At 46.6% G+C, this 19267-nt stretch carries 11 protein-coding genes; 4 read left to right on the plus strand and 7 right to left on the minus strand.

The features are described from left to right. Positions 1 to 71: 71 nt before the first annotated feature. Positions 72 to 2024, minus strand: coding sequence for a sensor histidine kinase (locus AC5JBY_RS22465; RefSeq protein WP_495906903.1), 1953 nt, complete (start codon positions 2022 to 2024; stop codon positions 72 to 74). A gap of 256 nt (positions 2025 to 2280) precedes the next feature. Between AC5JBY_RS22465 and AC5JBY_RS22470 the strand changes: the two genes are divergently transcribed. From AC5JBY_RS22470 to AC5JBY_RS22480, 3 genes are all read left to right on the plus strand, one after another. Next, complete coding sequence (locus AC5JBY_RS22470; protein ID WP_495906904.1) at positions 2281 to 2664, plus strand: BlaI/MecI/CopY family transcriptional regulator; 384 nt, start codon at positions 2281 to 2283, stop codon at positions 2662 to 2664. Between the two features lie 3 nt (positions 2665 to 2667). Then, entirely contained in the window at positions 2668 to 4542 is a 1875-nt protein-coding gene (locus AC5JBY_RS22475) for a M56 family metallopeptidase (protein WP_495906905.1), read from the plus strand. An 83-nt stretch (positions 4543 to 4625) separates the two neighbouring features. After that, positions 4626 to 4862, plus strand: coding sequence for a hypothetical protein (locus AC5JBY_RS22480; protein WP_495906906.1), 237 nt, complete (start codon positions 4626 to 4628; stop codon positions 4860 to 4862). Here the strand turns inward: AC5JBY_RS22480 and AC5JBY_RS22485 are convergent, their stop codons facing one another. The 6 genes from AC5JBY_RS22485 to AC5JBY_RS22510 all read right to left on the minus strand — a co-directional run bounded on the left by AC5JBY_RS22485 (position 4863) and on the right by AC5JBY_RS22510 (position 15187). Next, positions 4863 to 5318, minus strand: a complete 456-nt coding sequence (locus AC5JBY_RS22485) for an FKBP-type peptidyl-prolyl cis-trans isomerase (RefSeq protein WP_495906907.1) — start codon at positions 5316 to 5318, stop codon at positions 4863 to 4865. A gap of 43 nt (positions 5319 to 5361) precedes the next feature. Further along, positions 5362 to 6111, minus strand: coding sequence for a GLPGLI family protein (locus AC5JBY_RS22490; protein WP_495906908.1), 750 nt, complete (start codon positions 6109 to 6111; stop codon positions 5362 to 5364). Between the two features lie 26 nt (positions 6112 to 6137). After that, a complete protein-coding gene (locus AC5JBY_RS22495; protein ID WP_495906909.1) occupies positions 6138 to 8912 on the minus strand; it encodes a TonB-dependent receptor family protein in 2775 nt (924 codons plus the stop codon). 184 nt (positions 8913 to 9096) lie between these two features. Then, the gene (locus AC5JBY_RS22500) at positions 9097 to 10119 is read right to left on the minus strand and encodes a PorP/SprF family type IX secretion system membrane protein (protein WP_495906910.1); all 1023 of its coding nucleotides are present in this window, start codon (positions 10117 to 10119) and stop codon (positions 9097 to 9099) included. A gap of 11 nt (positions 10120 to 10130) precedes the next feature. Then, complete coding sequence (locus AC5JBY_RS22505) at positions 10131 to 14393, minus strand: PKD domain-containing protein (RefSeq protein ID WP_495906911.1); 4263 nt, start codon at positions 14391 to 14393, stop codon at positions 10131 to 10133. A 167-nt stretch (positions 14394 to 14560) separates the two neighbouring features. Next, positions 14561 to 15187 (minus strand): WbqC family protein, encoded by a 627-nt coding sequence (locus tag AC5JBY_RS22510; RefSeq protein WP_495906912.1) that lies wholly within the window; start codon positions 15185 to 15187, stop codon positions 14561 to 14563. 295 nt (positions 15188 to 15482) lie between these two features. Here AC5JBY_RS22510 and AC5JBY_RS22515 point away from each other — a divergent pair, with 295 nt between their 5' ends. Next, entirely contained in the window at positions 15483 to 15932 is a 450-nt protein-coding gene (locus tag AC5JBY_RS22515; RefSeq protein ID WP_495906913.1) for an LEA/WHy family protein, read from the plus strand. The last annotated feature ends 3335 nt before the right edge of the window (positions 15933 to 19267 follow it).

Here is a 19267-nt window from a genome sequence, read left to right on the forward strand (position 1 = left end):
AGTCCCCATGTTTCCACATGGGGTCTTTACATTTTATAAGGTCCCAGTCTTTTAAATAGATAATCTTTCTCTTATAACTGTAATTTGCCAGGCAGGCTAAAATAAAATTCAGTCCCTTCTCCCGGAACGCTTTTCACTTGTAGCACACCGCCATTGCTGGCCACAAATTCCTTACACAGCTGAAGCCCCAGGCCAGTACCCTTCCCGTTAGATGAACTCCCGGTAGTATGGAAACTGCTTCTGTGCAGCAATTTCTCCGCCTCTTCCTGCAACATGCCATGGCCCGTGTCGCTCACGTAAATAACTACATGTCCGTTTTTAGGCCGGCATCCGATGGTGATAGTTCCAGCCCGGGGCGTGAACTTGATGGCATTGTCGAGCAGGTTGCGAAGCACCAACTCCAATTGATGGCTATCGGCTATCACTACCAGCTCTTCCGGCATATTCTTTTTCAGGCACACGCCCTTGTCCTCTGCCGAAAACCGGTAAGTATCCATGATCTGGCGGGTCACGGGCGACAGCATTACTTCGGAGGGAACCGTTTCAATAAGGTTCTTATGCACCAGCGACCAGTTGAGCAGGTTGTTCATGGTTTTACCGATCTGGCTGATATTGCGTCGCAACACATGTACAAACTGCTGGATCTGTCCGGCCTCCACTACCTTCTTTTCGGCCAGCTCCAGGAAACCCGAAAGATTATTGAGCGGACTACGAATATCATGCGCAATAATATTCAGCATCTTATCCTTCGCCTGATTATGCTCCTCCAGTTGTTCCAAAGCCTTTTGCAGCTCCTGTGTACGTTCACTCACTTTTTGCTCCAGCAAAGTATTCTGCTCAGCAGCTGACTGGATCTGTATTTCCTGCTTCGCGCGCTTCGCTTTTTCCTTCAACGCATACCGGTACCACAACGCTTTGGACAGCATCACCACCTCGATGGCAGAGCCAATAGGCAACAAATGGAAAGTCCACCTGCCATAAGGCAGCACACCCATATTGGTGAGCGCAAACAAAACGATGCTCACAATGAGTGCCCCCCAGGCAATGATAAACACGATAGCAGGCTTATAATTGATCTGCCAGGCTTTGATAGCCATACCTATAAACAGGATAGGCGCAGCCAAACAGATAGCTTCCTGCTGGTAAATAGTAGTACGCCGCCAGCCGGCCAGACAGCAGGCAACTGTGATCAGCAACAGCCAGGTAAGGACATTGAATACGCGGGTAAGTCGCGGCGCATATTCCTTACCATGCAAAAAAGAAATAGAGAATTGTAGCGCAAACATATAGCTCACGGCCACTGCCCCTATGCCATATTGGTTAATCCAGGACGACATCGTCTGCCCCAGGTACACATGAAAACCGAGCAGGTACAACAATATAAAAACAGCGAGAAAGAAAAGATAACCCAGGTAATATAAATAAGCAGCCCGGTCCCTGATCCAGATAGCGAGCGTGAGGTTATAAAGGAACATGGCCAGCACCACGCCGGCGTACAGAATACCCACGAGGAACATGCCGGGATACGATTCAGGCAAGCCACCCTCCGTAGCGATAGCCAGCGGCACAATCACCGCATTGCCCGTCCGGATGCGCAGCCAGAACTCCTTTGGCTGCCCGCCGGTAGCCGGTAGCTCAAGGGTAAAACCTGGAATGTTATGAGGCTTGTTTTTCAGCAGCGTATGACTACCGGATTGAACGGTTTTCAATGCCCCTTTATCATAATAAAAAAGCGTAATACTGTCGATATTGGCAAAATCGATCAGGAGGTATACTTTATCTGTGCCAGCGTACGTGTAGCTGCCATAGGCCCACACGGCCGCATGTGTTTTACCAAAGGCGCCTATATCGTGCCGGACAGGCTGAAACCTGGCGGCAAAGTCGGGTCTCGTCACATCACTCATGGTAAGGCGTGCACTGCTGTCGACAAACCAGCCACATTGAGTAGCAATCCGCAGAAAGGAAACATCGTCTGAAAGAGGAATAACCGGAGTAGCAGACACCCCCATGGTCCCAAGGAGCATGAGCAGAACATTTAGCAAGCCTTTTTTCACAGTAGGTAATGGTGTTATCAACGGGGTAAATATACTTATTACAAAACACGGATACTCATTAATATACGAAAATGACCGGATTATGGCTTTAAACACGGCCTACCGTCCGCACACCTTTTATCCCCATTCATTGATTAAGCTGTGATTAAAAAGACGATGTTCTTTACCTTCCTTTAACAGTTCATTACGAAATATGTCGTATTTTTAAGGCAAACGTTGTTCCACTATGTCCACAACCAAAAGTATAAAACCCACTGAAAGTGAGTTGGAGATCCTGCAGGTCCTATGGATCAAAGGAACTGCCAGCGTACGGGAAGTACATGAAGAACTGTTGAAGATCAAGGATGCTGGATACACCACCACCCTGAAACTGATGCAGATCATGTACGAGAAGGGATTGGTAAAGCGCGATGATTCCATCAAAACGCACATCTACCAGGCCGCTGTTAGCCGGGAAAAGACACAGAAACATTTGCTGGGAAAAATGATCGACTCCTTATTCGGTGGCTCACCTACCGAACTGGTCATCCAGGCATTGGGTAATCATAAGGCATCTGCAGATGAACTGGAAGCGATCCAGAAAATGTTAGACAATCTAAAAAAACAGTAGCCGATGAATCTGGTCAACCAATCCGCTTTTCTAAAAGCATTGGGATGGTCATTATTAGACAGCTTGTGGCAAATGGGAGCTTTGTGGCTGATCTATGTATTGCTGACTGCCAATGGAAGAAGATTCAATGCACGCCAACGTCATACGCTGGCCCTGTTGTCGCTGGCCGGAGGTTCACTCTGGTTCCTGACAACATTGATCATCAACTTTTATAAGGCCGCAGCAGCCCCCGAAGTGATTACCCTCGTAGTGAATGCAGGCGAAAGCCTGCCCGCCGTAAAAGGCGATATGGCCACCTGGCTGGAACCGGTACTCCCCTTCCTGTCAGTAGCCTACCTGCTCATTACCGCTGGCCTGTTTTTCCGGTTCTACCACCAGTACCGCTCCACACGCCGGTTGTTTCACCAGGGCTTGCAAAAAGCCAACCCTGAGTTGCGCGTATTCCTGCAACAGGCAGTACAGCACATGAGCATCCACCGGAAAGTAAACATCTGGCTGTCTTCCCTCGTCGATACGCCACTCACCATCGGATTCTGGAAACCCATTATCCTGCTGCCCATAGCTGCAGTGAATAACCTCTCCATCGAACAGACAGAAGCGATCATACTCCATGAGCTGAACCACATCAGGCGCAATGATTACCTGGTGAACCTGCTCATTGCCTGCACCGATATCATTTTATTCTTCAACCCATTCGCACAACTCTTTTCTGGCGTCATACGCCGCGAACGCGAACACAGTTGCGATGACATGGTATTGCAGTTCCGCTACGACGCATCACAATACGCAAGAGCCTTATTGACCCTCGAGCAGAACAGAGCTGTCGGGTCGCCGGCACTGGCAGTAGCCGCTACCGGCAACAATACCTTATTGCTGAACCGCGTAAAACGCATGCTCACCAAAGAGCCCGTTACCATCGCACTCAACCAGAAACTGGTAGCCTGGCTGCTATCAGCCTTCCTGATAGGCTTTATTGGCTGGTACAACCCCGGCAGAGCCATTGTAACCACCATCAAAGAAACGGTCGTAACAGCGCCTGAAAACCCTGTCGTTGAGTTTGCTGCCGATATCAGCACACCGGCATTACCAGCACCGGCATCGCCAAAGGCTGCGCCTGAAGCACAAGCCCTCGCAGATGATTTTGCAGCAGTACCGGATAATGACAACCAGGAAGAAGATATAGACCTGGCTCCATTAGCCGACCTCGACGAAATGGATGCAGATGACCATAGCAACCTGCGCCACGAACTGGTACAGTTCGCATCCCAACAAAGCCCGATAGTGCAAAACATGGTATCCTTTGTACAAACAAAGGAAATGCGCGACTACTCCATGCAGGCAGCCAAAGAAGCACTGGCTTCAGTAGGCTCTATCAACACACACCCTTTTGTGCCCGGTAATAGCTTCATCGTACAGATACTGGAAGATACCCTGTTGCCCAAGAAATACACGATGACACAGGCCGAAAAAGAAGCCAGGGAATCATTGGACAAAGCCCTGATGGCCTTGAAACAGATCGATTGGCAAAAACTCGAAAAAGGATTAACTGCCACAGGTGAAAACACGGTAGACATCGAAAAACTGCAAAACGAGATCAAGAAAGCACTGAAAGAAGTAGACTGGAAAAAAGTAAACAAAGAAACAGAAGCAGCCATTGCTGAAGCCCGCCGCGAAATGGCCGAAGAGCAGGCAGCCCTGAGATTACAGATGGAACGCTACAACCAGGCCCGCCAGGAAAAACAAGAGAAACAACAACAGGTACAATACCAGATACTGATGGACAGGTTAGGAGAAAATCAAAAAGCTACCACCTGCGAAACAGAAAAGAAAGCTACACAAGCAAAGAGCGTAAAGAGGAAAAAGATCGTAGTGATCTGATAAAAACATAAAACATTCATAGCCAGAGACCACCTTACGGGTGGTCTTTTTTTGTGTGGCCCCTGAATTGCATGGGCGTTTACATGAACGACAAAACATTCAATATAGTCCTCGACTATGAAGGCACCCATTATGAAGGCTGGGTAACACCTTCAGACAAAAAAGGAACCGACGGAAAGCCAAAGTCTTTCCATGTAGTATTGAACGAAACAATGTTTGGCAACCTGTCCTTTTCTAATAATAACTGGACAGTTGACGAACAGCGGCCCGCAGGCCTGACTAATGAAGTTGGGAAGTATATACAGTCGGCCTGGAAGTAATTACTTCACATCCAGCAGATCCACATCAAATACAAGGATAGAGTTACCGGGAATACCCATGTAGTTACTACATCCATAAGCCAGTGCCGGAGGAATAATGAGCTTTATCTTTCCACCTTTCTTGATGAGCGGAATACCTATCTGCCAACCCTCAATCACATTACTGAGCGGGAAGCTGGTGGTGCCACTGTCAAAAGAACTATTGTCGGTGAATTTACCAGAATAAGTAACCTGAACAGTCGAATTGATAGTAGGAGTAGCGCCGGAACCAGCATTAATGATCTGGTAATACATTCCGCTGGGATGTTTGGTAGCAGTAATGCCATTAGCAGAAATATAAGCCAGCATCTTGGTATCGATTTCAGCTGCAGGGGTACATCCCTCTTTATCATTCTTTTTACATCCGGCCACCGTCAGGGCCAATACCGCACAAAAAGCAATACTTAGTAAACGCATGTAGACAAGTTTAGGCGCAAATATAATGCGTGGAATGATAACCTCATCGCACAAAATAATCACTCATATCTGCCATTACTTTTTCCAGTGTCACGTCTTTCCACCACCCCGCATCCTTGTATTTCTTGAGCAATACATCTGCCAGTTCCCGTTTTTTATACTGCTTACCCTTCTTCATGGTGGGTGGCGCAATAGTCGACTCATCGATGCTGGCAATCTCTACCTTCGTGGCAAACCAGGTGGTGTAAAAACGGGGGATGGCCAACCCTAATATCATTCCGGGCAGACCGGTAAAGAGCTCCGGACCACCCTGCGTAACGATCTCCGGACAATAAAACGCCACCACATATACACTGTCATGGATGCGTCCAATGGCCTTGCGACACTCCCACCCTGCTATCTTACGCGTTTCCTGTTCTATACGCCACTTGATAGCTGGCAGACTGTCGCCATAAATAAAATAATCGTCGATAAAGCGCTTTTTGGTAACAATCTCCTTCGTACCAAGATCAACATAAGCACTGTTTTCATTGATACTGAAAGAAGGAGTAGGCCCTATCCTGCCCGGCTGATACACCCAGCGGTCCCAGGAAAAAAGTACATCCCGATAAGTCACGTCAAACTCGGGTAAAGTCATCGTCCAGGAGTTATTACGCCCCCCTTCTTCCTCAAACACCTTTTTATTATTCCGCTTGATCTCATATTCAATTTTCCCGCGGGTGATAAAATCCTGCGCCTCGACAGCCTCCGCCATCAGGAACACACTCACCAAAAAGAGAATAACTTGTTTCATATACTTCGATCTTACTCGATTCGTGATTAAAATGTTTTCATAAAATTCCACGTCAGCGTCAGCAAAAAATACCGTTTCAGCACCAGCCTGTTCGACTCGTTAATACTGTTACCCGAAATATACCGGTTGTAACCCGTATTCTGATTCAGGATATCATTTACCGAAAACTTGATTACCCCCTGCTCATTCTTCAGCAGCTTCTTCTCCACAGAAGCATTCCATTGAATAATATTGATATTGTTGTTAAACGCTTTATTCTTGGGTTGGAACTGGAAATTACAATCAGAAACGACCTCTATATCCCATGGCAAGAAGAAACGATTATTCAGCGTATGCGTGTGAGAGAAATTCCGGTTGGTTTGGTTATTGGGTGCGTCAGACCAGCCTACAGAATACGTAAAGCTGTTCGAGTAACTAGTCGACATCACATTCGGCCAATCGTGGCTCAACCCTCCCCGTATGCTGGAAGAAATGTTCTCATTTTTAATAGTGATGCCGTTCTGCACCGAATTACCACCGCCCTTGCTACCATAGAAATAAAGAGACGGACGCAGCTTCCATTTCTTGAGGTTCCAGTTGAAACCCACATTAGCACTGAGCATTCCAACCCCATCCAGGTTGACGAACTGGCTCACCGTACGGTTTTGTGCATCTGTAGAACGCTGCATGGTGATGGCATTATCTGTATAAGTATAATAAAGACTACCATACATGTAATTGCCATTCATCTTAAATCTGTTGAATGATACACGGCCGGTATGCCTGAAAGAAGGCCTGAGATCGGGGTTACCTACCTGTACATACAAAGGATTATTGGTTCTGCGTAAAGGCTGCAATTGATCAACAGAAGGTTGGGAAGTTTCGCCGTTATAACCAATATCGATATTGGTGTTTTTGATAACACGCAGACCAATACTCAGGTTAGGAGCAAAATTGATAAACCGCCGCGTTACACCTTTATTAAGATCATTATTAACCTGCTCCATGCCGGTATGGAAGACCCTGCTACCAGCAGTAATATTCATTTTCTTAGTGCTCCAGCTCAACATGGCAGCTGATATGTGCGTATTAACAGTGAAATCATAATCGTTGCTGAGACTGTCAACACGAGCCGTATATTTCCCATTAACATCGTTGAACGTATTGAATACGTTGGACGATTGAGCTGTTTTCCAGCCATACTCCAACGAAATGCCCAGCTCTTTGGTAAACTTATCGGTATAAGTACCCCTCACCGCATAAGATTCAAATGGACTACGCGTTTGCTGAAGCTGGTTCAGCGTATCTGCCCTCCTGAAATCACCATTGGCCGGATCAAAATAATTGGTAGCATTGAAAGTATACGCATCCGTAATATTACTGCTGTGCTCCTGCTGAAAACTAAAAGAGAACGTCCTTCCATCCTTCCTGAACTTCTTCTGCAACGTAATGTCACTGCCAAAACGTTTATTCTCCGATTCGTTCTTGTAAGATTGCTCATTGTTGTTCACAAGGAACCCCTTTTCGTTTTTGGATTCCGACGTGGACCAGTTGTTATTATTATTCCTGCCAAGGCTACCGTTGGCCGACAATTTCAACGTGGTAAATGAATCCAGCTTCGTTGTAAAATTGCCACTGGCCTTTTGCGAAAAACTATAAGAACTTTCACGGCTATCACTTTTATTGAAAAAGCCTGTCCCGTCTGGCAGAATGTTAGAGCCGTTTGAATTACTCCAACCATCAGCTTTGATCTCCTTAATACGATAGTTGGCAAATACTTTTTGCTTGTCGCCACCCCATTTATCCGAAAAATGCGCGCCACCATACAATACCGATGGCAGGCCATTACCCCAATACCGGTCACTTTCATAATCACTATTGCTGGTATAATAAGCAACGCCTCCCATGCCATCACCGATCGCTTCATAATCCTGCGTCACATATTTACTCATATCCTGGTAAGAAAGTCCTGCAGCCCCGGTTTTGGCAGCAGTACCGAAAACCGAAATTTTCTTATTGCCGTTGAACAATGCTCCCATGGCCTCGTGCTGATAATAATTCTTCCCGTCGGCGCCCGCAGAAAGCTTACCGAAATAACCATGCTTACTATTCTTCTTAAGCTTAAGATTGATTGTTTTATTACGCGAGCCATCGTCGATCCCCGTAAATTCAGACTGTGCACTCTTTTTATCAAACACCTGTACCTTGTCTACCGCACCGGCCTGCAGGTATTTCAACGCAAGCCCGGGATCATCAGAGAAAAACTCGTCACCATCCACCAATACTGTCTTCACCTCCTGCCCTTGCGCCATTATTTTTCCATCCTTTTCTACCTGAATACCAGGCAGACGCTTCAACAGCTCTTCCACTGTTTGATTGGGCTTCAGGGCAAAACTATCCGCCGTATACTCCAGTGTATCGCCTCGCATACGGATAGGCACACCGGCCCGCACCACTACCTCCTCGAGCAGCTTGGCTTCCGTAGTCATAGGCACTTTGCCAAGGTCTATTTTGGAAGTATCGGAAACAGTAATGTCTTGCAGAAAATCGGCCATCTTAGGATAAGAGACCATCACAGTATAGCGACCGGCAGGTACACCTGTAAAGCCAAAAACACCTTCCTCGTTCGAGCGGATGGAGCGGTATAAAGTACTATCAGCCTTGTTGATGAGTGCTACAATCGCATAATGAAGATTCTTCTTCTCGGCAGTATCTACCACCGATCCTTTGAGCACATTTTTCTGTGCGGATGCGGATACAACAGACAGGATAAATACAAAAAGGACAAAACAGGTTTTGGTTAAACGGTTGACTGCCAACATGCAGGTTAAAGGTTAGGGTTGCTCAAATATATTAATTGCCCACACAGCTTAACCTGCCGCACAACCGATTAATGAATTATTTAACAAATAAAAGAAATTCATAATCGGCAATCAGGTCTGCTAATAGCAAGCAGTCTTGTTATACTTGACGCAAAATATGGTACCATGGTTGGTACAAGGTAGACTACCACACATTCTTCGGACACCAGTCGCCATATTTGTTGCCAATAAGAAACCCGATCATGATCTCATGCGTGCCCTTGCTCACCGTATTAAGATTGGAAGTAGTATAATCATACGCATACCCCACATTGAGCGTGTTGGAAATATTCATACCCACCATGCCCGCAAACCCTTCCCCGGTACGGTAAGAAGCTCCAATCCAGGCAAGGTCCTGGTACTGCAGCTTTAAATTGAGATCGGCCTGCACCGGCAAAGGACGGATATACTTTACCATGGCAGAAGGAGTCAGGTTGAAATCATCGCCCAGTAAAAAACGATAACCAGCCGTAGCAAAGATGTGAGGCACAAACTTGGCGTCCCTCACCACCACACTACGTTCCGCAAAATTCACCTTTTGCGGAATGAGCTGCTGAGCCGATAAGCCTACAAAATAATCCGCAGAATATAGATACAACCCTGCATTGAAATCAGGTTTGAAATTATTGACCATGCCACTGGTATACACAGCCGGATCTACAGGCGCTTGTATGCCCAGGAAAACCTTGTTGGTATTGAGACTTAAATTGGTAAACCCGGCCCCAAAGCCTGCCGCCAGACTGGTACGTGCACTGATACCGATATGATAAGCATAAGTAGCGTATGCCGAAAAATGATTGAGCGGACCAGTACGATCGTTGATCACCTGCAACCCGATCCCATGGTGCGGTTCAGCTGCTTCATAATTTTCCCAGTAGCTTTTCCCACGCGGATTTTCGCCCGGCACCCGGTAAGAAGTAGCCGAAGTACGGAAATCCTTTTTGCCAATAGGCCCATGAACAGTAACATACGTAGTAACAGGCGCGCCATCGAAACCCACCCACTGGTGGCGGTGACTGGCCTTGATATCAACATAGTTTTCGATACCGGTAAGCGCCGGATTGAGAATATATTGATTGAGTATATACTGCGTGTAATGCGGCTGCTGTTGAGCCTGCACACCCAAACAAAAAACTACTCCCCATAAACAGTTAAGCATTCTCTTCATACCACACAGGTTTATCTTATGATTGTTACCGATCCGTTCATCTGCTGCCGCCCATTCTTCGGATTGATGATCCAGTAATAAGTACCCACCGGCAGCGGATTACCATTCATCGTGCCATCCCATTCACGGCCATAACCGGTGGAAAAGAAGACACGCTGGCCATACCGGTTGTACACATCAACCGTGCAACCCGGATAAGATTCGAGGTACAATATTTTCCAGGTATCGTTGATCCGGTCACCATTCGGTGTAAACGTATTGGGCACAATAACCTCCTTCAACACCTTCACAAACACCTCATCACTGCTCGTACAGCCATCGCCGGAAACAACCGTCAGCTTATAAGTAATATCTGCTGTAGGGCTTACCCTGGGCGTTGGTTTATCAGGCCTGTCCACACCGGTCACAGGCGTCCAGCTGTACTGCAGCTCTGAACCAGTGGACCGTCCATCCAACACAACAAAACCACCTTCCAGCACGCCCTTATCAGCCCCTGCATTAACTACAGGCGTAGGATTGACCCGTATCGTTTGTTCACGCGAAGCAGAACAGCCATTGGTAGCCATAAAGTCGTACCGCAACGTATGCAGTCCTGGCGTGGCAGCACGTGGGCTGAACGTAATACCATCTGTACTCATGCCGGGGCCACTGATGCTGCCCGTGCCACTAAAGCCGAATATCTCACGCGTAGAATTGATCGTAAATGGCGTCACCTCCTCACAAACGGCCTGTAGAGCGTTAAATTCAACGACAGGGCTTGCCTTGAGCGTTATCGTCTGCACATCCGTTTCGAAGCAATTTTCGCCGGAATAGGCGATATAACGCACCTGGTAGGCCCGGGTGGCCGGAGAACCGAAATCAGGATACTTATGCGTGTAGGATTTGCCGATCGCAGGATCTTCATCCACGGTCTTCACGGTGGGGTCACCTGTGTAGTCCCAATAGATCTCTACCCGTATCAATTTACCCGACACCACCTCCGAACGGTCCTGGATCAGCACCGCTTTATTGGCACAAAGCACTGCCGGGTCTTGCACTGCAAAAGCACCCCGCCGCACATCGCCATTCACCGCCAAAGGATGTGTAACAGTTTTGAAGCAGCCGTCTTTAGAAGTAATGGACAGACTTACCTGGTAATCGCCCGCAGCACCATAATTATGTTGTGGACTGGCCTGAGTAGAACTATTGCCATTCCCGAAATTCCAGTTGTAACTGAACTGAGCCTCGCTGTTATCAGCAATTGTACTGGTACTTGTAAATGGTACCGCATCGAACAGGCACACCTCCGGCATCGTAAAATCGGGCACAGGCATAGGGTGTATGATGATAGGCCGTGAAGCCAGCGCGCTCACACAGCCCTTACTGCTTTCTACAACCAGACTGGCAGTATAAGTATTGGGCGTAGCATACGTAGTAGCAGGATTTTGTTGCGTGGAAGTATTCCCATTGCCAAAAGACCATTGCCACTTCACCAACGTGCCCGCATTGGGCGTAGAAGCATCCGTAAAACCCACCGGCGCACCTTCACAGGTAGGCGCCGCAAAATTGAACACCGCCGTAGGCAAAGGATGAACAATGGCCTGCCGGGTAGCCGTATCGGACTTACAGCCTTTATCGGTCACCACCGACAACTTCACATCGAACGTGTCGGCAGTGGCATAAGTAAGCGTATTATTCTGTTGGGTAGAAGCCTGCGCATTGCCCAAATCCCAGTTCCACTGCGTCACCGTACTACCCTTTCCATCACTCCTGTCGGTAAACTGAATAGCCGCCCCCAGGCAAACCTCACCACTCACATCGAAGCTGGCTTTAGGTTGCGGATAGATCGTATTGAGCGCCTTTACCCGGCTGCCCATACACTGGTTGTTGGAGGTCACAGACAACTTCACATTGTAAGGCCCAACACCGGTAAACTGGTAAACCGGGTTGCTGGTGGTAGCCGTTTGACCATCTCCAAAATCCCATAGGTAAGTAAACAGATTTTGAGTACCGTCGGTGATGGTGGTCAGGCTTCCAAAAGTAGCCGTACCGGCAGGCAGACAAACAGCGCCAGGGAGACTAAAATCAACCACCGGTTTTGGATGAATAGTTATGGGCAATTGACGCACTGTACTCTTGCACCCAAAAGTCGTTTCCACCACCAATCCCACAGTGTAATTTCCGGGCGTATTATAAGCATGCGTGAGCGGGTTATTATTGGTTGCCGTAGACGTCGAATTATCGCCAAAATCCCAGGTCCATTTGGCCAGCGTTCCGCCGGTCACATTTGACTGGTCGGTAAAAGTAATCAGCGTGTCCTGACAATGCACCGGAGACAGGGTAAAATTGGCGTTCGGCAGAGAAGCCAATTCCACTGTTTTTTCAACAGTATCCGACAGGCAGCCAATGTCCGTAATACCCCAGTGCTTCACCTTATATTGACCGGCGGCCGCATAAGTGTGTGTCACATCCTTGAGCGTGCTGACATTCCCATCATCAAGATTCCAAAACCATTTGATCAGGCTACGCCCTTGTCCGTCGATCCGGTCGGTAAAAGCGACCGGGTCGCCCAGGCATTTTGGAGTAAAAGAAAAATCGGCCCGGGGGCGCTCGAAGATCTCCAGGTCGTAATCGATCTGCTGCTCACCATTACACCCGTCCGCTGTCGGATTATTAGCCCTCACAATGATCGGATAAGTGCCCGGTGTACTGATGGTATATTGACCCGGCAATTTGTAACGATACAAAGTGCGGCCATCGAGCACCCAGCTCGAATCAGCAACAGGAACATTGATATTCACGTCAACAAATCCCATCGCATTGAGCGTAGCCCCAAACACCCATTTTATTTCCGTCGGCTGGTAAGGGAAGGTCATAGACAAACGGAAAGGGGTGTTTTTGCAGCCCGCCGGAAAATTGACCACAGCATAGTCATTCTGCATGGACACATACTGATACAGGTCCTTGAGATTACTGCCGGCAGAATACCCATAAGATTCGGTACGCCCAAAACCATAAGCGATGGCATTGAAAGGAGTGTCGCAGGTAATCGTATGAGCCGCAGGACCATCCACGACGATCCGGGCAAACGCATAAGACGGATCAACAGGATGCGGCATAAAACTACTGGCATAACCAACACCATCGATACGGAAGGTATTGATGGCTCCCGGACTGTTCTTCACCACGGCGTTGACAAAATGAACATTGCTCACATTATTGATCAGCCGCATGGAAACAAGCGTCACCTTATTGACGGTTTGCTCCACCGGACTGAGGTAGATCATTTCAGGATCACCATTGCCCGTTCGCTCCCCACATTCCTGCGTGGTGAAATACTGGGCCACCAGGAGCGGCTTGTCCGACTCGATAATATGCGGCGAAGCATCTGAAAATTCGTAATACAAATTATTGGTAAAATTACCGGCAGGAACGACGGCGCCGTCCAGCCTGACTACCGACGCAGGATCGGGCCGGATGATCCGGTAATAATTCAACGGCCGGGTAGCGCTTGGAACAGTGATATACTTTTTGCCCCACGTACTCGAAGGATACATCTGCTGAAAAAGATTGTCAGACGAAGAGACGCCGCCGGAAGGACAACCAATACCGATACGCCCACTTCCGCAAAACACAGCGACCTTTTTACAACCCGATCCATTGTTGATCGACCTGATGGTAGAACCGGTGAGGTCGGTGGAAGAAAGAACATTATACACCTGACCCTTCTGCAACACCTGGCTATAAGTTTGGCCTGCCGTCATGGTCTGGGTATTGGCGGATGGTATCACCTCGATCTCGGTATTGTCTTCTGTAGCCACTACAAAAAACCAGGAGTAAGAATTACTGTTCACATCCGCCTGTGCCTCCTGCTTGAAGTTCACCGAATAATATTCCCGGCCAAGGGTAGCCACCGGCAAACAAAGCGAAGCTCCGGACACCGACGCGTAATAAATGTGCGCGTAGGCGACCACCGGTTTAAGCGCCGTGATATGAATGCCTTTATTGGATAAACCTTCATTGTCGAGAAATGCCCGGGAAGGGATAGCGATCTGCCGGACCTGGTTGGCGAAGATGTCGAAGGTCTGCGTAACACCAAGACCAGGAATTTCGAGGGTGACTTCAGTATCGACGTCGGAGGTTATGTAAACGTCCATGCCGGGTTGAGCATTACTATACATCTGCTGATGGTTGCCATAGCCCAGCCAAAACTCTTTCCCTTTATTGGTAAAGTCTTGGGCCCGGGATAAGGTTGATAAAATTACCAGGCAGCTAAGCAGTATAGATTTTCTCATGGGGTCCTTCCGGTTTTGGCAACGGAAGGGTGTTATTGCAATATAAGAAATTCAGGGCAGCCTTCGTGAGATCCCCCAGGGTATTTTACCCTGCCAAATTGCATTATAAAAAGCGCTATATGAGGCCCTTTTTTACCCATCAAAAAGCACCATCAACTTTGCGCTCATCATTTCGGATCGGTAGCCAATAATGAGCGGGCATTTTTTCCCTCACAAAAAAGCAGGTCCAAAATGGAGCAGTGCGGAATGAACCCGGTCCGGTCCTCAAAAACTTGCCGGTAAACCACTGGTTCCAGGAAATTTTGCATGATAGATTTTGGTAATAACTTATTTCGAAGATCAAGCCATTTTGTCATATCATAGTCAGTCCGGTACTCCTTCGTTGTACCGGTCGCAACCTCCATTCCCAATTTTTTGGACGCCCATTCCCAGCAGGCCAAATTCCAGTCGACCAAAAAATCCACCTGCTTTTGAAAAAGACCTTCCAGCTCATCCCGGTAAAATTCGAACCAGGGCGACCGGTTGTAACACGATAGGATGCTTTTCCAATGTTGCGACTGCCAGGGGTACCGGTTGGCGATCCGGACGTCCCTGGTCAACCTCCGTTGACCCCGGCCTTCTTCCAGCGGAATACTCAGGGTAACCGGTCCGCCGCCGCCCAAAATGATGCATCGGTTGCGAAAACTCATTTTTTGATAAGTCTCATATACATCATAATCAACATTCGAAATTTTATTTACCTTTTTATAGAATATAGCAGGTGCAAAATATTGTATTTCAATTATTAAGTTCATTTTTAAATACTTGTTCCAGAAACTGTTTAAGGTTGCTTCATTTTTCTTGAAATTTGGGCATTTGCAACCCAATTTCATTAAAATAAAAATTCAATATAGTTGGCTCTAAAATGTTTTAAACTAAGTTTATAAACATAAAATTGTAAGCTAAACAAGTTAGTTATTGATTTTGAATACTTTCATTCAAAAAGAGCCCAAAAATCTCTAAACTTTTTAGCAAAGATTTTCCTAAATGTACAACCCCGTTTTTGGCAGAAAAAATTTATACCCTACTTTGTGTCCACAAAAAATAGACATGAATAAAAAGCTTCTAATAGCCTCCTTCCCCATCCTGCTCATAGCCTGCGCCAAGCCAACAGGGTTCGATTACCTCGGAATAAGGAACGCAAAAGTGGTCAAGTTTGACCTGAAAGAATCGACCATTTCGGCGGAGGTTGGATACTATAATCCCAACAAATTTCCCGTCACCATGAAGCATGCCGAGGTCGATGTTTATGTCAACAGCAACTTTTTAGGACATAGTACACTCGACTCAACCATCAAAATTCCCAGGAAAGACACCTTCTATTTACCCGTTCAGATGACTGTCAATATGTCAACAACAGCGATTGGATTGATACAAACATTGGCCGGAGGGCAGCAGGAAGTGATGATCAAACTGGATGGAAAAGCGCGGATTGGCCGGGGCGGGATCTTCATTAATTACCCCATAAAGTATGAAGGAGCCCAAAAACTGAAGTTTTAAAAGCACAGCTCAGGAGGTCAAAAAAGACATTTTAGCGATATAAAATACGCGTCAAAAAAAGGTCATAAATGACCTCCAAAAATTTCAACGGACGAACAGCATTTATACATAAGATCAAAAGACCGGATCGGGCTAAACAATTTTTGTGATGAGATCGGTCTTTTTTTACAGATAAAGACAAACCAGAAATGGGTCATTTTTTCGAAAATGACCCATTTTTATTTTCCCGGAATTATGCATTTTCCAGGATTCAGGTGCCCCAAAGACATCTAACCAGGTCACAAAAGGAGCAATTTTTAGCCCCTGATTTTAGCAATTTTCCGATTTTTTGAGGTCGAAAACGACGGTCATTTTTGACCTCATTCGAATAGAATAGTTAAACAGAGTATGGTCATCTCCCGCCCGGATCGGTCCCAAAAAGAGCGTCCAATCGTCCTGGAAAGGCGCCGTTGGAAGGTCATTTTTGACATACATAAAACCAGCTGTTGAAAGACTTGGGAGGCCTCAAAAAACAGAATAGCTTAAAAACAGGGCCCAGAAAAAGAAGGAGCTGAACGGTCATATTTGACATATCGCCGCAGGTGTTTTTAATTACATATTGACCGGAAAATCGGCTTTTTATTGCTCCGGAATCAGCAAGCAACAACACCGCAGGAGGTCGTTTTTGACAGTACCAGGCGGCAAGAAGCCAGGTAGTTTAAAGGTCAATTTAGACACTACAGATAGCAGCATTTTTACTTTTAAATTCCATATTCCGGTCAGCTTTACTAACCAGGAGGTCACCCGTAAAAGGTCAATTTTGACATTATTAAGAATGACATTGACTTTCAGTTTAGTTACCAAAAACAGTCAAATAAGCCCTGCGCTTTATACAGCAATCACGACTGAACAGCCCCCAAAAAAAGCCACTCCCCCAAGGTCTATTTTGACTATATACAATGATTTTAACGCGGCGCAGGCCCGGTCAATTTTGCCCTCGCAACTGGCGCAAGCATGCCGCATAGCTAAGTGCTGTAGGGTGCTTGTGCCTGATAAGCAGAGGTCAATTTTGACTATTTTTAATGCAGAAAGAGTGCACTCAAAAGGGTCAATTTTGACCATTTTTTTAAACCCGAAAACTGCTATAAACTCGCCTACCCTCCCCTTTTTTAGAGGTAAAGCGCGCTATAAATGCCTGGTCAAAAAGGTCTATTTTGACCACAACCGAAAGCCAAAGGCCAGCTCACGAAACGTCTATTTTGACTAACTACTGATTGAATTAACAGCTCTCCAATTGGTCAATTTTGACCGCCGGAATTAGTATAAAAGAAGCTACATGTACCCCGTCGGAAGGCCCTGAGATTTGCTTAAACGGATTCGATCCGGGGCTATATCCTGAATTTTCGACCTGTAAAAGGTGGCTTTTGAGCAATTAAAAAGAGTCAAAATTGACTATTCGCCCCGACTACAAACCATTGATATACTGGTCAATTTTGACCCTGACCGCAAGCTAAAAGGCCCACTAAAAACAGGTCTCATTTGCCCTAATTGCCAAACCGGAAATCTGCCCAATAATGGTGCGCCCTCCTCCTTTTTCTGGAAAAGAATGCCAGCGATCAATGAGGAGAATAGTCAAATTTGACCACACCCGAGGCCTGAATACAGGCTTAAAAACAAGTCTATTTCGACTAATTTAAAGACATCCGAAATTCGCTTCACAACGGCGGCCTCTCCTCTTTTTTTGAACTGAAATAGGCCGTAGGCAGCTTAGGAAAAGAGGCAAATTTGACCATCCTTATAAGCTCAAAACAAGCACAGATTTACGTCTACTTTGACCACTTTTAAATAAAGAGAAATTGTCTATAAAACCTCAAACCCTCCCTTTTTTTATTCAATCAACTCCACTAGCCGGGCTTAAAAGAAGGTCAATTTTGACTACCGGTTTAGTCAGAAAGTAAGCATCCGGATACGTCTATTTTGACTACTTTTTAGCAAAGAGAAATCTCCCTTAAAACGGCAGGCCCTCCCCTTTTTCTAAATAAAACAACGAAGGAGAACGCCGGGAAAAAAAGTCAAGTTTGACCACCGTAACAAGCAACAAAAACGAACCCAATCAGGTCTATTTTGTCTACTTCCTGAAGAGCAGAAATTCACTTACCAACGCCAGCTCCTCCTGTTTTTTGAACAAAAGACAGCCGAAAATACCACGGTAAAATAGTCAAACTTGACCACCTCAAAAGGAGCATCGAAGACAGGATAACAGGTCTATTTTGACTACCATCATCCGGGCTCAGCGCCAATAATTGCAGTCTGTTTTGACCGGTTTTAGCCACCCCGAAAAGGCAATTTTACCCCTCCCGGAAGCCCCTGAGATTTGCATAAACGGCCTCAGGCTTTCCCTGAGCCCTGAATATTTCACCTATAAAAGGCTGTATGTCATGTCTTTGGGAAAGGTCTATCTTGACCTGAAAAGAAGGGATTACAAGAAGGGTAATAATAAGTCTTATTTGACTACCCGATTTATCACAAGAAAACTATCCCTGACGAAGACAAGTTTGACTCACCTAAACGAAGAAGAAAAGCCTCCGGAATATAGGTCTTGTTTGACCACTCAGATGGCCCCCTTACAAAGGTCAATTTTGCCCCATAAAACCTCTGCCTACAACAACCCTCTATGGTCATGACTAGAGTGTCATTTTTGACCAGTTAAAAGCAGGCAACAACAAGTCAAAATTAACCGCCGCCAAAGCCTGCAAAAAAAGCCCTCCAAGGGGCATTTTAGACCGAACTATCCCTCCCTGCTGTATCGCTTATAAAGCGTCGGAGCGGCTTACTTTTGCGATCCGGTTGCAGAAAAATAGCCTGCAGTAAGCATGGAATCGCCCTTCAGATTTCGTAAATTACTCATATGAAAAAGCAGGACACAAAACCCAAACTCCATGCTTCAAAAACTGGAATACGTTGATTATGAATGAGACTTTACCAATAAGCCTCCTGCGCTTGCCCATCCCCTTAGAAGGCAGGCCCTCCTGATTTAACAGGCTTATCCGGACCTTATCCGGAGGTTATCCGGACCTTACCCGGACCTTTTCCGGACTTTGCCCTAACCTTATCGAGACCTTACCGAGACCTTGTCGAGACCTTATCGAGACTTTATCGAGACCCACCCCTATAGCAATCCCCTACCAGACCCGGATCAGACCTATACCAAACACCTATCAGACAGGGATCAGGCCAGTATGAGCCCTGCCACAACGCCCCCTGTAACTTGTAGCCTGTAACCTGAAACCACCCCAAAGCCCCCCTGAAACGAAAAAACCGCCTCATTACTGAGACGGCCTTTTCAATATGGTCAA

The organism is Paraflavitalea sp., assembly GCF_059502485.1.

Excerpts from the sequence above, each read along its gene's own strand:
- AC5JBY_RS22510 (WP_495906912.1), bottom strand. The coding sequence starts at position 15,187 with ATGAACTTAATAATTGAAATACAATATTTTGCACCTGCTATATTCTAT.
- AC5JBY_RS22490 (WP_495906908.1), bottom strand. The coding sequence starts at position 6,111 with ATGAAACAAGTTATTCTCTTTTTGGTGAGTGTGTTCCTGATGGCGGAG.
- AC5JBY_RS22495 (WP_495906909.1), bottom strand. The coding sequence starts at position 8,912 with ATGTTGGCAGTCAACCGTTTAACCAAAACCTGTTTTGTCCTTTTTGTA.
- AC5JBY_RS22470 (WP_495906904.1), top strand. The coding sequence starts at position 2,281 with ATGTCCACAACCAAAAGTATAAAACCCACTGAAAGTGAGTTGGAGATC.
- AC5JBY_RS22480 (WP_495906906.1), top strand. The coding sequence starts at position 4,626 with ATGAACGACAAAACATTCAATATAGTCCTCGACTATGAAGGCACCCAT.
- AC5JBY_RS22475 (WP_495906905.1), top strand. The coding sequence starts at position 2,668 with ATGAATCTGGTCAACCAATCCGCTTTTCTAAAAGCATTGGGATGGTCA.
- AC5JBY_RS22500 (WP_495906910.1), bottom strand. The coding sequence starts at position 10,119 with ATGAAGAGAATGCTTAACTGTTTATGGGGAGTAGTTTTTTGTTTGGGT.
- AC5JBY_RS22485 (WP_495906907.1), bottom strand. The coding sequence starts at position 5,318 with ATGCGTTTACTAAGTATTGCTTTTTGTGCGGTATTGGCCCTGACGGTG.
- AC5JBY_RS22505 (WP_495906911.1), bottom strand. The coding sequence starts at position 14,393 with ATGAGAAAATCTATACTGCTTAGCTGCCTGGTAATTTTATCAACCTTA.
- AC5JBY_RS22465 (WP_495906903.1), bottom strand. The coding sequence starts at position 2,024 with ATGCTCCTTGGGACCATGGGGGTGTCTGCTACTCCGGTTATTCCTCTT.
- AC5JBY_RS22515 (WP_495906913.1), top strand. The coding sequence starts at position 15,483 with ATGAATAAAAAGCTTCTAATAGCCTCCTTCCCCATCCTGCTCATAGCC.